The sequence below is a fragment of the Pseudomonas sp. G3-19 genome (assembly GCF_054855875.1).
Genome location: NZ_JBMPIQ010000003.1, coordinates 4,460,744 through 4,473,705, shown reverse-complemented (window position 1 = coordinate 4,473,705; position 12,962 = coordinate 4,460,744). Strand labels below are relative to the sequence as shown.

General features: G+C 61.5%; 14 protein-coding genes. 5 read left to right on the top strand and 9 right to left on the bottom strand.

Translation table 11 applies throughout. The features are described from left to right. Positions 1-12: 12 nt before the first annotated feature. A complete protein-coding gene (locus ACOYXI_RS20485; protein ID WP_223008395.1) occupies positions 13-1,623 on the top strand; it encodes an arylsulfatase in 1,611 nt (536 codons plus the stop codon). A 103-nt stretch (positions 1,624-1,726) separates the two neighbouring features. On the opposite strand, the gene ACOYXI_RS20480 is transcribed toward ACOYXI_RS20485, so the two are convergent. Then, positions 1,727-2,800 (bottom strand): fatty acid desaturase, encoded by a 1,074-nt coding sequence (locus tag ACOYXI_RS20480; protein WP_098966615.1) that lies wholly within the window; start codon positions 2,798-2,800, stop codon positions 1,727-1,729. Between the two features lie 100 nt (positions 2,801-2,900). Here ACOYXI_RS20480 and ACOYXI_RS20475 point away from each other — a divergent pair, with 100 nt between their 5' ends. After that, on the top strand, positions 2,901-3,905 hold the full coding sequence (locus tag ACOYXI_RS20475; protein ID WP_007963478.1) for an AraC family transcriptional regulator: 1,005 nt from the start codon (positions 2,901-2,903) through the stop codon (positions 3,903-3,905). Positions 3,906-3,908: 3 nt separating this feature from the next. Here the strand turns inward: ACOYXI_RS20475 and ACOYXI_RS20470 are convergent, their stop codons facing one another. The 4 genes from ACOYXI_RS20470 to ACOYXI_RS20455 all read right to left on the bottom strand — a co-directional run bounded on the left by ACOYXI_RS20470 (position 3,909) and on the right by ACOYXI_RS20455 (position 7,545). Then, positions 3,909-5,132 carry a type II toxin-antitoxin system HipA family toxin gene (locus ACOYXI_RS20470; RefSeq protein WP_134785160.1) on the bottom strand — a complete coding sequence of 408 codons (1,224 nt, stop codon included), beginning with the start codon at positions 5,130-5,132 and terminating at the stop codon, positions 3,909-3,911. Next, a complete protein-coding gene (locus ACOYXI_RS20465) occupies positions 5,125-5,373 on the bottom strand; it encodes a helix-turn-helix domain-containing protein (protein ID WP_103368632.1) in 249 nt (82 codons plus the stop codon). Before ACOYXI_RS20465 ends, ACOYXI_RS20470 begins: the two co-directional genes overlap by 8 nt. Positions 5,374-5,486: 113 nt before the next feature. Next, entirely contained in the window at positions 5,487-6,875 is a 1,389-nt protein-coding gene (locus tag ACOYXI_RS20460) for a heavy metal sensor histidine kinase (RefSeq protein WP_223008394.1), read from the bottom strand. After that, positions 6,865-7,545 carry a heavy metal response regulator transcription factor gene (locus ACOYXI_RS20455; RefSeq protein ID WP_027611153.1) on the bottom strand — a complete coding sequence of 227 codons (681 nt, stop codon included), beginning with the start codon at positions 7,543-7,545 and terminating at the stop codon, positions 6,865-6,867. Before ACOYXI_RS20455 ends, ACOYXI_RS20460 begins: the two co-directional genes overlap by 11 nt. A 136-nt stretch (positions 7,546-7,681) precedes the next feature. Here ACOYXI_RS20455 and ACOYXI_RS20450 point away from each other — a divergent pair, with 136 nt between their 5' ends. Both ACOYXI_RS20450 and uraH read left to right on the top strand, forming a co-directional pair. Beyond that, entirely contained in the window at positions 7,682-8,167 is a 486-nt protein-coding gene (locus ACOYXI_RS20450) for a GlcG/HbpS family heme-binding protein (RefSeq protein WP_134785157.1), read from the top strand. Between the two features lie 11 nt (positions 8,168-8,178). Next, positions 8,179-8,589 (top strand): hydroxyisourate hydrolase, encoded by a 411-nt coding sequence (gene uraH, locus ACOYXI_RS20445; protein WP_097086822.1) that lies wholly within the window; start codon positions 8,179-8,181, stop codon positions 8,587-8,589. Positions 8,590-8,760: 171 nt separating this feature from the next. Here the strand turns inward: uraH and ACOYXI_RS20440 are convergent, their stop codons facing one another. Beyond that, complete coding sequence (locus ACOYXI_RS20440) at positions 8,761-9,438, bottom strand: Crp/Fnr family transcriptional regulator (protein WP_003220518.1); 678 nt, start codon at positions 9,436-9,438, stop codon at positions 8,761-8,763. 82 nt (positions 9,439-9,520) lie between these two features. On the opposite strand from ACOYXI_RS20440, the gene ACOYXI_RS20435 reads away from it, so the two are divergent. After that, positions 9,521-10,045 (top strand): Mpo1 family 2-hydroxy fatty acid dioxygenase, encoded by a 525-nt coding sequence (locus tag ACOYXI_RS20435; RefSeq protein ID WP_098966608.1) that lies wholly within the window; start codon positions 9,521-9,523, stop codon positions 10,043-10,045. An 81-nt stretch (positions 10,046-10,126) separates the two neighbouring features. Here the strand turns inward: ACOYXI_RS20435 and ACOYXI_RS20430 are convergent, their stop codons facing one another. Genes ACOYXI_RS20430 through cysT form a run of 3 tightly spaced genes read right to left on the bottom strand, consistent with a single transcriptional unit; the run spans position 10,127 to position 12,823 of the window. Further along, positions 10,127-11,116 carry a sulfate/molybdate ABC transporter ATP-binding protein gene (locus ACOYXI_RS20430; protein WP_025113397.1) on the bottom strand — a complete coding sequence of 330 codons (990 nt, stop codon included), beginning with the start codon at positions 11,114-11,116 and terminating at the stop codon, positions 10,127-10,129. 3 nt (positions 11,117-11,119) lie between these two features. After that, entirely contained in the window at positions 11,120-11,992 is an 873-nt protein-coding gene (gene cysW / locus ACOYXI_RS20425; RefSeq protein ID WP_003220512.1) for a sulfate ABC transporter permease subunit CysW, read from the bottom strand. A gap of 12 nt (positions 11,993-12,004) precedes the next feature. Next, positions 12,005-12,823, bottom strand: a complete 819-nt coding sequence (gene cysT, locus ACOYXI_RS20420; protein WP_027611147.1) for a sulfate ABC transporter permease subunit CysT — start codon at positions 12,821-12,823, stop codon at positions 12,005-12,007. Between the last annotated feature and the right edge of the window lie 139 nt (positions 12,824-12,962).

Sequence of the window (12,962 nt, the reverse complement as noted above, 5' to 3'; positions counted from 1 at the left end):
AGGAGCTTTTCGATGCCGCAACGCCCCAACTTTCTGGTGATTCTGGCCGACGATCTCGGCTTTTCCGACATCGGCGCGTTCGGTGGCGAAATCGCCACGCCGAACCTCGATGCCTTGGCCAACAACGGCCTGCGCCTGACCGATTTCCACACCGCACCGACCTGCTCGCCAACCCGCTCGATGCTGCTGACCGGCACCGACCACCACATCGCCGGCATCGGCACCATGGCCGAAGCGCTGACCCCGGAGCTGATCGGCAAACCGGGTTACGAAGGCTACCTCAACGACCGCGTTGTGGCCCTGCCCGAGCTGCTGCGCGAGGCCGGTTATCAAACCTTGATGAGCGGCAAATGGCACCTCGGCCTGACTGCTGAACTGGCGCCGCAGGCCCGCGGTTTCGAGCGTTCGTTTTCGTTGCTGCCGGGTGCGGCCAACCACTATGGTTTCGAGCCGACCTACGATGAACACACCCCTGGCCTGCTGAAATCGACTCCGGCGCTGTACATCGAAGACGACACCTTTATCGATGAGCTGCCCAAGGATTTCTACTCGTCGGACGCCTTCGGCGACAAGCTGCTGCAGTATCTCAAGGAGCGCGATCAGAGCCGGCCATTCTTCGCTTATCTGCCCTTCTCCGCACCGCACTGGCCGTTGCAGGCACCGGCCGACATCGTCGAAAAATACCGTGGTCGCTACGACGCCGGTCCCGAAGTCTTGCGTCTGGAGCGCCTGGAAAAACTCAAGGCGCTGGGCCTGATCGAGCCGGATGTCGAGCCGCATCCGCTGATTCAACTGAATGCGCAATGGGACTCGCTGAGTGATGAGCAACGGCAGATTTCCGCGCGGGCCATGGAGGTCTACGCGGCCATGGTCGAGCGCATGGACTGGAACATCGGCCGGGTGGTCGATTACCTGCGCCAGCAGGGCCAACTCGATAACACCTTCATCCTGTTCATGTCCGACAACGGTGCCGAGGGCGCACTGCTGGAGGCGTTTCCCAAGTTCGGCCCGGAACTGCTGACCTACCTCAATCAGCATTACGACAACAGCCTCGACAACATCGGCCGCGCCAATTCCTACGTGTGGTACGGGCCGAGCTGGGCGCAGGTGGCGACCGCACCGTCACGGTTGTTCAAGGCGTTCACCACCGAAGGCGGGATTCGCGTACCGGCGCTGCTGCACTATCCGCAACTGCCGATCAAAGGGCAGATCAGCCACGGCTTTGGCACGGTGATGGACATTACCCCGACCATTCTCGATCTGGCCGGCGTGCGCCATCCGGGCAAGCAATGGCACGGCAAACCGGTGGCGCCGCTGCGCGGTAAATCATGGCTGGGCTTTTTGTCTGGCGAGACGGCGCAGGTGCATGACGAACACACCGTGACTGGTTGGGAGTTGTTTGGCCGGCGGGCAATTCGCCAAGGGTCGTGGAAAGCCGTGTGGATCCCCGGGCCGGTGGGGCCGGCGACCTGGCAGCTTTACGACCTGAGCAGCGATCCGGGTGAGATTCATGATCTGGCGTCGAGTCAGCCGGACAAGCTCAGCACCCTGATCGGGCATTGGCAGCAGTATGTGGAGGAGACCGGGGTGATTCTCAGTGCTTCGCCATTTCAGCCGGATTGAGGTTGCCTGATCCGGTGCCTTCGCGAGCAAGCCCGCTCCCACAGTTGAAATGCGTTCCCCTGTGGGAGCGGGCTTGCTCGCGAAGAGGCCCGCAAATTCACCATCAAGCCTGAGCCGTACGCGCCTCCTCCGCTACCACTTCATCCCGACGAACAAACCGGTTCGCCCGCCCAAACGTACCGAAATCATTGAAGCGCACGCCCATCTCACGCATCACCTTATGCGCCACCGGCACGGTCAGCTGCCGGATGTAAAACGGTTCTTTCACCACAAAATGATGAATCCCGTGGCTGCTGCCGAAGTTGAAGCAGAACGCCTGCAGCGGCCACAGCCACCAAGGGTTCAACACCTGGCACTGCTGCAGCACATTGCCCGCCTCGATGTCGCCGTAGTAATGCATGTTCGAGCTGATGAAGTGCAGGCAAAAGGTGCGCAGCACGTTCGGGCCGATGATCACCACCGCCGCGATGTCGATCATCTGCATCACCGACAGCGTGGTCGCCGACCATTCAATCGGCGAACCCATGAGGTAGGCAATGCCATTCGCCGCATGAAAGCCGAGGAACACGTACCACGCCCCCCAATGCACCAGCGCCAGTGGCGCATAGACCTTCAGCGTGCGTTTGATGATGTTGATTTTGTGCGCCCAGGTCTTGGCCCGCAGCATGCGGATGAACGCCGACATCACGTTGTCGCCGACCATCAGCAGCCGCGCAAAACCCCACGGTTCGCCGTTGGTGATCGCGCGTTCTTCCATATCGGTTTCGGTGCCGGAGACCTTGTGGTGATTGAGGTGCAGATGGCGGCGGATCCACGGGTTGATCGTGCTCGGCCGCGCCAGCCACACCAGGCCCATCATCAGGTTGTGCGGCACGCGCTGCTTGCGGAAATACATGCTGTGGATCAGGTCGTGTTCCAGCTCATGGGTCAGGGAGGCGAAAAACGCGTTGAGCAACAGGCATACCCACCACGCCATGTGGCCAGTGATGTACAGCGTCGCCGAACCGATCATCCCGGCCAGAGCAAAGGCCAGAATCCCCGCGCCGAGGGCGTCCTGGTGCTGCAAAATCGGGTAGCGCTGACGCAACTCGACGCCCTTGGCCAGCACCACTTCGCGAATATGCGCTGATCGCTGGGCAGCATTGTGTCGCGGGGGACTTGCAGAAGTACGGTCCATGCTTCCATCCTCTGGTTATTGATGTTCGCATCCTGCCTTGCGAAAGCTTTATTGATGGTAGCCGTGAACGCCAACCTGTTGACCGGAAGCGCCAATCAGCATGAAGGAACCGACCTCTCTCGCCAGCTGGACCCGTGCCTTGCGCAAGCAGCTCGATGCGCTGGGGCTGGACAGTCTCGGCCTGTGCCAACAGGCCGGGCTCGATCCGCAGTTGATGGACGACCCGAACGCGCGTTATCCGTTGTCCGGCACCACGCGTCTGTGGCAACTGGCAGTACAGTTCAGCGGCGATCCGGCGATCGGCCTGCGAGTGTCGCGGTTCGTCAGCCCGACCACGTTCCATGCGCTGGGTTACGCGCTGGTGGCCAGCGGCAGCCTGCGTGAGGTATTCGAGCGCATCGTGCGTTATCACCCGGTGGTCAGCGATGCACTGGAACTGGAGCTGAGCCGCAGCGATGACCGCTATCTGTTTCGTCTGAAAATTCCGTCAGGCAATCCGGCGCCGGCCTTCGAAGCCATCGATGCCTTTGCCGCGATCTACGTGCGTACCTGCCGCAATCGCCTGGGTCGCGATTACGCGCCGCTGGCGGTGTACCTGCGCCGCCCGGAACCGTCCGATGCGCATCAGTGGCACAAAGTGTTCCGCGCTCCGGTGCATTTCTCCTGCGCCGAAGATCGCCTGGAGTTTGCCCTCGCCGACTTCGACAGCCACCTCGACGACGCCAACCCGGAACTGGCCGAACACAACGAAGCGGTGCTCAAGCGCACGATGGCCCAACTCCAGCCGCTGACCTGGGAGCGCAAGGTGCGCGATGCCATCGAGGAGCAACTGCCGGAAGGCGAACCCAGCGCCGAACGCATCGCCCAGGCCTTGCACCTGAGCCTGCGCAGCCTGCAACGGCATCTGGCGGATGAGGGCTGTCGCTTCGACACGCTGCTCAACGAGAGCCGCGAAAACCTCGCGCTGCTGCACCTGCGCGATCCGCAGTGTTCGTTGAGTGAAGTCAGTTACCTGCTGGGGTTTGCCGACACCAGCAGCTTCAGCCGCGCGTTCAAGCGCTGGACGGGGATGACGCCGGGGCAGTTTCGCGATCAGTTGCGCTGAACATCAGCCCTTGATCAAGCTGCGTTGCAGGCCGGAAGTCCACTGTTCGATCATCGCCTCGCCTACTTCGGCAAAATCGGGGTACTTGCGGCAGTGTCTGGCCATTTCCTCGATCGCCATCTGCATGCCGTGAGCCACTTGTTGCAGTAATTCGTTGCAACGCGCCTCGGTCAGGTTGCATGCCGTACGACCGAACCGCACCAGCATCTTGTACTTGGGCCAGGCTTTTGAACCGCCCAGCAGCAGCGCCATGCTGTCGCTCTTGATATAAACCGACGTTGTGATGATGTCGTACGCCGGCGCGAGCCTGACGGATGACTGCTCTGCACAATCTTCGTAAAGCACGCCGAAGTTCTTCAGATGCGCATCACCGTTTTTCAGCCCTGCAGACAACGCGACAATCTTGAAAAACGCTTCCAGGGCAGAGCCCAGCAACTGCGGCGAAACAAATGCCTTGATCTGCCGCGCGGCACCTTCATAGGAACCGTCGTATTTGGCTTTCGACGGCCACCCGTTCAGTACACAGAAATCCTCGAAACCGAGGTACCCCGAATCGCTCAGGTCAAAACGCTCGACCACCAGAAATTTGCCGCGCTCGCTGAGCTCGAATGTTGGCACTTCGAGGCCGCAGTGCTGTGCCGCCCGCATACAGAAATATTCATTGGTTGCCAGCTGCGGATACTCTTCGGCGCGAAAGGCCTTGACCAGATGAGTCGCGCCCCGATGAGTCAGGCGATCAATCGCGGCAGCGCTGTCACGCACCAGCACTTTGGGCTGCACGCCTGACACTCCGGAATACTGACCATAGGTCTGTAACAGGTCTTCGAACAGTCCCTGAGCACCATCGTGCACCAGCAGATCGCTGAGGGATGTTGCCGGAGGCTGATCAGTCGCCGGTGCGCTGGCAATTGCCAGACGGCCGAGCTGATGGGGGCCGACGATAGCCAACAAAGCAAAATCATCGAAGCCACGCACGGCTTTACTGAAGCGCCGCATCAACTCCTCACGCAGCGCGCCTTCGGGCAAGTTCATCTCGAAGACAGGGTGGATGCCATGTTCCCAGCCATAGCTGTCCAGGCGAGTGGGCATCGTCAGCGATACCGCATTGTCAGCGCTGGCGTCTTCGCGGTAACTGAACACGCTGTCGTCGCGAATCTGCCCGCGCCCCAGCGTCCCGACCACCTGCTCACCTACACGGATTTGCAACCTGTCCGGCGTTTCAGTCATGGAAATTCACTTTTTGCAGAGCGTCGAGGGTTGGGCGATTGGACTTCCGGGGAACGGCAACCAGCTCGTAACCGAAGCCGTTGAGTATCGCCTCAACCTTGCGCAGGCCGATTTCGGAGACCGTGTTGTTTTCGATCCCCGAGATGGTGGCGCGGCTCATGCCATATTGTTGAGCCAGTGCCTGCTGGGAGAGTTTGCGCGCCTTACGCAAACTTCTGATCACTTCGCCGATCTGTTCCATTGCGCAAACCTGCACTGTTTACGATGCATTTATAGATAAATCAATGAAATGCATCACATGTGATGCATTAGTCACCAAACTCTAGCTGAGTTTCAGAATACTTGCACGGCGCATCATTGGCTCAGGACAAAACCCAACTCAAACACTGTGCCACTCGCATCACTGCTCACCCTGACCTGCCCGCCATGCAACAGCATGATCGACTGCACGATCGCCAGCCCCAGCCCACCGGAATCCCCAGGCTGCGCCCGTGAAGGGTCGACGCGATAGAAGCGGTCGAACAGTTTGCCCAGATGTTCTGGCGCAATCACCGGGCCGTGGTTGTGTACCTGTAACCAGCACACGCCCGGCTCATCGTGGCGGCGCAGGCTGATCAGTGTGCCTTCATCGGCATGACGCACCGCGTTGGCCAGCAGATTACCCAGGGCACGTTGCAGCAGTTGCTGATCGGCCAACAGTTCGCCGTGCAGCCGGTTTTCCAGGCGCAACTGGCGATCATCGGCCAAGGCTTCGAAGTAATCGCACAGCTCGCTGCCGACGCTGTGCAGATCCAGCGTGCGCAAGTCGAGCGCACGCTCCGCCTGTTCGGCGCGGGCGAGGAACATCAGGTTCTCGGCCATGCGTTTGAGGCGTTCGAATTCTTCCATGTTCGACGCCAGCAGCTCCTGATACTCCGCCGTGCTGCGCGGGTGATTCAACGCCTGGCCGTTGCTGGCAAGCAAGGTGTGCAACGGGGTGCGGATCTCGTGGGCCAGATCGGCGGAAAACTGCGACAGCCGCTGCACGCTGTCGTCCAGTCGCGCGAGCATGCCGTTGAGCGCCTGCACCGGTTCGAGCAGTTCGGCGGGGGTGCCACTGGCGGGCAGACGCTGGTCGAGGCTGCGCAGATCAATGCCGCGCACCGCCGCGCTTAACTGGCGCAACGGTTGCAGACCACGGCGCAGCAAAACCAGGCCCAGCGCGAACGCCAGCAACGCGCCAAGCCCGACGGCCAGGTACAGGCGCAGGCGATAACTGGCGAGCATCTGTTCACGCTCAGTAAGCACCTTGCCGGCGATCACGGTGAGCGGTTCGCCGTTCGGCCCTTGGGCTTCACCGGACAACAGCGCCAGCTCGGCGCCGTCCGGCGCTTGCCAGGTCAGCACATCGCGACGCTGCGGCGTTTGCTCGCGTGCGATTGCGTTCAATGGCGGCAGCTCGCGCTGGCGCGGGTTGATCGCAATCACGTTCGAGCCATCGGCCCGCCGCACCAACAGCAGGCTGTCGAGGTTACCGAGCATGTTCTGATAGAGACGTGGCCGCGCCTGCAAGGCGCCGAGGCTGTCACTGTCGGCGAGCAAGGCGCGCACCTGCTCCAGACGGCCGAGCAACGCGAGGTCGTCGCGGTAGGCGATTTCCGAGTCGAGCGAGCGGTAGAGAAACACACCGATCGCACTCAACACCAACGCGCAAACCACAGCGAACGCCAGCGCCAGACGCCAGGCGATCGACCTAGACCGCATCGTCGGGCGCCTCCAGCTGATAGCCGACCCCGCGCACGGTATGGATCAGTTTCGGCATGTACGGGTCATCGACCTTGGCCCGCAAACGCCGCACTGCAACTTCGACCATGTTGGTGTCGCTGTCGAAATTCAGGTTCCACACCTGCGAGGCGATCAGCGTGCGCGACAGCACTTCGCCCTGACGGCTGGCGAGCAATTGCAGCAAGGCAAATTCCTTGTTGGTCAGGGCAATGCGCTGACCGCCGCGACTGACCCGACGCCGTAGCACGTCGATTTCCAGGTCGGCGATGCTGTAGGACTCGGCCTCGCGCAGCGGCCCGCGCCGCAGCAACGTGCGCACCCGCGCGAGCAATTCGGCGAAGGCGAAGGGTTTGAGCAGGTAATCATCGGCGCCCAGTTCGAGGCCGCGCACGCGGTCTTCGATGGCGTCCTTGGCGGTGAGGAACAGCACCGGCGTGGCGCCGCGCTGGCGGATCAGTTGCAGCAGCTGCCAGCCATTGAGGCCCGGCAGCATCACGTCGAGGATGATCAGGTCATATTCCTGCTGCTCGATGAAATAGCGCCCATCGAGACCATTGAGCGCCACGTCCACGGCAAAACCCGACTCGCCCAGGCCCTTGGCCAGGAAATTCGCGGTTTTGGCTTCATCTTCTACGACCAGCAAACGCATGGCACACCTCGATTGATCAGGCACACAGGCTAGGCGCCTTCGGCCCGATTGCCCATTACAAACTTGTAATCCGACTGACGGGGTTCTGACGAAGAGCGGCGGCTAAGGTGATGTCCTTCGCTTTCGGAGCCTGTTCATGACCGTCAAATACCTTGCAGCCAGCCTTGCCCTCGGCCTCAGCGTCAGTGTTTTCGCCGCCCCTGAACTGCCGCGCCACGCTGACCTCGATCTGAAAACCGCACGCCTGCTGGCCGACACCGCGCTGAGCAATTGCACCGCCACGGTATCGGTGCTCGACCGTGGCGGCAACTTGCTGGTAACCCTGCGCGGCGACGGCATCGGCCCGCACAACACCGCTGCCAGCCAGCGCAAAGCCTACACCGCGCTGTCGACGAAAACCCCGACCCGGCTGTTCGCCGAGCGCGCCCGCAGCAATCCGGAAACCGCCAACCTCAACACCCTCGATGAGCTGCTGTTGCTCGGCGGCGGGATCCCGTTGTTCGCCGCGGATGAACTGGTCGGCGCCATGGGCGTGGCCGGCTCCGGCGGCGGCGAGCAGGACGAAAACTGTGCCATCAAGGCCGCCGAAAAGGCCGGCCTGACCCTGACCCGTTCCCAATAAGGAGACTGACCATGACCACCCTGCGCATGACCTTCGCCGCACTCGGCCTGAGTGCCTTCTCCAGCCTGGCGCTGGCCGCCGGCAACCCGCTGAGCGTGCACGTGCTCAACCTGGAAAACGGCCTGCCCTCCCCGGGCGTCAACGTGACCCTGGAAAAACACGTCGGCCAGAACTGGCAGCCACTGGCTCAGGGCACCACCAACGAACAGGGGCGCATCGCCGAACTGTTCCCGGCCAAGCAGCCTTTCGAGGCGGGCGAATACCGGGTGGTGTTCAAGACCGGCGAGTATTTCGAGAAGAACAAGCGCGAGACGTTTTTCCCGGAGATTCCGGTGATTTTCCAAGTGAAGCAGACTGACCAGCACTACCACATCCCGCTGCTGCTCAGCCCTTACGGGTTCTCGACCTATCGCGGCTCGTAAGCCACACATGTTTCCCCTGTAGGAATGAGCCTTGTGGTGAGGGGATTTATCCCCGATCGACTGCGTAGCAGTCGCCGGACTTCATCACAGGTTGGGGGCGGCTGCGCCCCCCATCGGGGATAAATCCCCTCACCACAGAGGCCCACTCCAGCAATGGATCGGTGTGAAATTTTAGAGTGTGGCGAGAGCGCGCAATCGCTCGGCATCGAGAATCTCGATCTCGCCATACCCCAACCCGATAATCCCCTGCCCCTGCAGATCCTTGAGGATCTGGTTGGTGGTCTGCCGTGACAGCGACAGCATCGACGCCAACTGCTCTTGCGGCAGTTGCAGCACCCGACGTGGCGCATCGATTTCACCGTAGCCCTCAGCGATCATCAGCAAACGATGCGCCAGGCGTGCCGGGGCCGGCAGCAGGCTCAACTGTTCGAGATTGATAAAGGTCAGGCGCAGTTTGTGGCTCATCAGCAATGCCAGATGGCGCCAGTACACCGGCTGTTCGTCGAGGATTTTCAGCAGCGTGGCCTGCGGGATATTCAGCAGGGTGCACGGCCCGACCGCATACGCATCATGAGTGCGTGGCTGGCCGTCGAACAGGCAGATTTCGCCGAACCAGTGCGGCGCCTCCACCAGGCTCAGCAACGCCTCCTTGCCCTGCTCGCTCACCGCGCCGATTCGGATCGCGCCGTCGAGCACCGCGTACAGGCCGCAGGGCGGATCACCGCGCTGGAACAGGCGCTGCCCCGCCGTCAGCCGCCGCTCCCGGGCCGCCGCCAACAGACTATCCTGAAAGGATGCCGGCAGATGACTGAACCATTGCCCGGTCAGCAGCCGTGAACGCTTATCCATGATCACTCCCAATTGTCGCCTGCCTGACAGAGCGAACGCCGAACCCGAGGCATGCTGCACGCACCCTACAGGAGGAACAACAATGAAAAGCCTCGTCGACCATCTCAGTCAATACGCCGCCTACCACCGCGACCCGCGCAACATCGCCAGCCACTTTATCGGCATTCCGCTGATCGTGGTGGCGGTGGCGGTGTTGCTGTCGCGACCAGAATGGTCACTGGGCGGCTTGTGGATCTCTCCCGCGGTGCTGCTGGCGCTGGCGTCGGCGTGGTTCTACCTGCGCCTGGAACTGAAGCTGGGCGTTCTGATGACGCTGTTGATGGGCCTGTCGGTCTGGGCCGGGCATGCGCTGGCGCAGCAGAGCACCATGGTCTGGCTGAGCAGCGGGCTGGCGATGTTTGTGATTGGCTGGGTAATCCAGTTTGTCGGGCACCACTACGAGGGGCGCAAACCGGCGTTTGTCGATGACGTGAGCGGGCTGATCGTCGGGCCGCTGTTTGTGGTGGCGGAAGTGGCGTTCCTGCTCGGCATGCGCCATGAGTTGAAAGAGCAGATCGAGGCGCGGGCGGGGGTGGTGCGGGTCAATCCGAATCGCGCGGCTGTATAGGCCGCTTTCGCGAGCAAGCCCGCTCCCACAATGGAATACGTTCCAAAGGTGGGAGCGAGCCTGCTCGCGAAGCTTTTGACTTTAGAGGCCGGCGACTTTCTGCCAGACCTTCGGCTTGAAGAACAGCGTTTCACCCTTGGCCAGTCCGATCAGGCTGTCGTGATCCTTCACCACTTCAGCCTCGATCAGATCCGTCTGCCCCTCCACCTTCAACGTCACCCGCGTGGTCGCGCCCAATGGGCGAATATCACGCACTTCAGCGGCGTGGTGATCTTCCAGTTCATGCTTGGACAACGACACTTCGTGCGGACGGAACAGCACATGGTTGTCATCGCTGAGCAGCAAGCGGTTCGAGTCGCCGAGGAAGTGATAAACGAAATCGCTGGCCGGGTTTTCGTAGACGTCGCCCGGTGAGCCGATCTGCTCGATCACGCCCTTGTTCATCACCACGATGCGGTCGGCGACTTCCATCGCTTCTTCCTGGTCGTGGGTCACGAACACCGAGGTCAGGTTGATGTCTTCGTGCAGGCGCGCGAGCCAGCGGCGCAGCTCTTTACGCACCTTGGCGTCGAGAGCGCCGAACGGCTCGTCGAGCAGCAGCACTTTCGGTTCCACCGCCAAGGCACGGGCCAAGGCGATACGCTGACGCTGACCACCGGACAGTTGTTCCGGGTAGCGATCCGACAACCAGTCCAGTTGCACCATGTTCAGCAGTTCGTGGACCTTGGTCGCGATCTGGCTTTCACTCGGGCGCTGGTTTTTCGGTTTCATGCGCAGGCCGAACGCGACGTTGTCGAATACCGTCATGTGGCGGAACAAGGCGTAGTGCTGGAACACGAAACCGACGTTGCGATCACGCACGTCGTGGCCGGAGACGTCTTCGCCGTGAAACACGATGTTGCCCTGATCCGGGGTCTCCAGGCCGGCGATGATCCGCAGCAGCGTGGTCTTGCCGCAGCCGGACGGGCCAAGCAGCGCCACCAGTTCACCGCTGTGAATGTCCAGGCTGATGTTGTCCAGCGCCTTGAACGCATTGAAATTCTTGCTGACGTTACGCACTTCGATCGACATGAATTATTCCTCCGCGGCGCTGGCGCGCAGGCGGTTGATACGGTTTTCGCTCCACTGCTTGAGCAGCAGGATGAAGAGCGCCAGGATCAGCAACAGGCTCGCCACGGCGAACGCGGCCACGTGGTTGTATTCGTTGTAGAGGATCTCGACGTGCAGCGGCAAGGTGTTGGTCACCCCGCGAATGTGCCCGGAGACCACCGACACCGCACCGAACTCACCCATGGCCCGCGCGGTACACAGCACCACGCCATAGATCAGACCCCACTTGATGTTGGGGACGGTGACATGCCAGAACATCTGCCAGCCATTAGCGCCGAGCAGGCGCGCGGCTTCCTCTTCCTGCGTGCCTTGTTCCTGCATCAGCGGGATCAACTCGCGGGCCACGAATGGCACGGTGACGAAGATCGTCGCCAGGACGATGCCCGGCAGGGCGAAGACGATCTGGATGTCATGATCCTGCAGCCAAGGCCCGAACAGGCCTTGGGCGCCGAACATCAGCACGTAGACCAGACCGGCGATCACCGGCGACACCGAGAACGGCAGGTCGATCAGCGTCACCAGCATGCTCTTGCCACGGAACGAATACTTGCTCACGCACCACGCGGCACTGACCCCGAACACCAGGTTCAGCGGCACCGAAATCAGCACCGCGATCACCGTGAGTTTCAGCGCCGACAAGGCGTCCGGTTCAAAGATCGCGGTGAAGAACGCGCCGAGGCCGTTCTTCAAACCCTGCGACACCACGATGAACAGCGGCAGCACCAGAAACAGGAAAAAGATCAGCCAGCCGAGACCGATCAGCACGCGCCGTGAAGTAGCACTGCCACGGCGTGCAGCGTTGGCCGAGGACGCGGCCGCAATAGACGATTGGGACATGTTCGCGCCTCCTTATGGGGTTTCGATGCGCCGCTGCAACAGGTTGATCAGCAGCAACAGGACGAAGGAAACCACCAGCATCAGCACGCCGATGGAAGTGGCGCCGGTGTAATCGTATTGATCGAGCTTGACCATGATCAGCAGCGGCAGGATCTCGGTTTTCATCGGCATGTTGCCGGCGATGAAAATCACCGAGCCGTACTCACCGACACCGCGGGCGAACGCCAGGGCAAAACCGGTCAACCAGGCGGGCAACAGCGCTGGCAAGAGGATATGGCGGAACACCTGCAAAGGTTTCGCGCCAAGGCAGGCAGCGGCCTCTTCGACTTCACGGGGAATGTCAGCCAGTACCGGCTGCACCGTGCGCACCACGAACGGCAGGGTGACGAAAGTCAGCGCCAGGGTGATGCCCAGCGGCGTGTAGGCAATCTTGAAACCGAGGTCGGCGGCAAACTGGCCGACCAGACCGGTCGGGGTGTACAGCGCGGTCAGGGCGATACCGGCCACCGCCGTCGGCAGGGCGAACGGCAGGTCGATCATCGCGTCGATCACCTTGCGCCCGGGGAAGGTGTAGCGCACCAGCACCCAGGCCAGCAGCGTACCGATGATGCCGTTGATGATCGCCGCACACAGCGCGGTGCCGAAGCTCAGCTTCAACGCTGCCAGCACGCGTGGCGCGGTGATGATCGTCCAGAACTGATCCCAGGTGAGTTGGGCGGCGTGGACGAACATCGCCGCCAGCGGGATAAGCACAATCAGGCTGAGGTACACCAAGGTGTAGCCCAGCGTCAGCCCGAAGCCGGGTATGACGGGGGAGATACGACGCGACATAAAAGTCCTTGGTTAAAAAGCATTCCGCTGAACGCACCAATGTGGGAGCAAGCCCTGTGGTGAGGGGATTTATCCCCGACCGACTGCGAAGCAGTCGCAAAACCAGAGTTCGCGGTAGATTTGATTCACCGCAAAGGTC

What these genes read in the sequence shown, in the direction of transcription:
- ACOYXI_RS20440 (WP_003220518.1), bottom strand. Translation starts at nt 9,438, where the DNA reads ATGGATAAGCGTTCACGGCTGCTGACCGGGCAATGGTTCAGTCATCTG.
- ACOYXI_RS20480 (WP_098966615.1), bottom strand. Translation starts at nt 2,800, where the DNA reads ATGGACCGTACTTCTGCAAGTCCCCCGCGACACAATGCTGCCCAGCGA.
- ACOYXI_RS20430 (WP_025113397.1), bottom strand. Translation starts at nt 11,116, where the DNA reads ATGTCGATCGAAGTGCGTAACGTCAGCAAGAATTTCAATGCGTTCAAG.
- ACOYXI_RS20460 (WP_223008394.1), bottom strand. Translation starts at nt 6,875, where the DNA reads ATGCGGTCTAGGTCGATCGCCTGGCGTCTGGCGCTGGCGTTCGCTGTG.
- ACOYXI_RS20465 (WP_103368632.1), bottom strand. Translation starts at nt 5,373, where the DNA reads ATGGAACAGATCGGCGAAGTGATCAGAAGTTTGCGTAAGGCGCGCAAA.
- ACOYXI_RS20435 (WP_098966608.1), top strand. Translation starts at nt 9,521, where the DNA reads ATGAAAAGCCTCGTCGACCATCTCAGTCAATACGCCGCCTACCACCGC.
- ACOYXI_RS20485 (WP_223008395.1), top strand. Translation starts at nt 13, where the DNA reads ATGCCGCAACGCCCCAACTTTCTGGTGATTCTGGCCGACGATCTCGGC.
- ACOYXI_RS20455 (WP_027611153.1), bottom strand. Translation starts at nt 7,545, where the DNA reads ATGCGTTTGCTGGTCGTAGAAGATGAAGCCAAAACCGCGAATTTCCTG.
- ACOYXI_RS20470 (WP_134785160.1), bottom strand. Translation starts at nt 5,132, where the DNA reads ATGACTGAAACGCCGGACAGGTTGCAAATCCGTGTAGGTGAGCAGGTG.
- cysW (WP_003220512.1), bottom strand. Translation starts at nt 11,992, where the DNA reads ATGTCCCAATCGTCTATTGCGGCCGCGTCCTCGGCCAACGCTGCACGC.
- ACOYXI_RS20475 (WP_007963478.1), top strand. Translation starts at nt 2,901, where the DNA reads ATGAAGGAACCGACCTCTCTCGCCAGCTGGACCCGTGCCTTGCGCAAG.
- uraH (WP_097086822.1), top strand. Translation starts at nt 8,179, where the DNA reads ATGACCACCCTGCGCATGACCTTCGCCGCACTCGGCCTGAGTGCCTTC.
- cysT (WP_027611147.1), bottom strand. Translation starts at nt 12,823, where the DNA reads ATGTCGCGTCGTATCTCCCCCGTCATACCCGGCTTCGGGCTGACGCTG.
- ACOYXI_RS20450 (WP_134785157.1), top strand. Translation starts at nt 7,682, where the DNA reads ATGACCGTCAAATACCTTGCAGCCAGCCTTGCCCTCGGCCTCAGCGTC.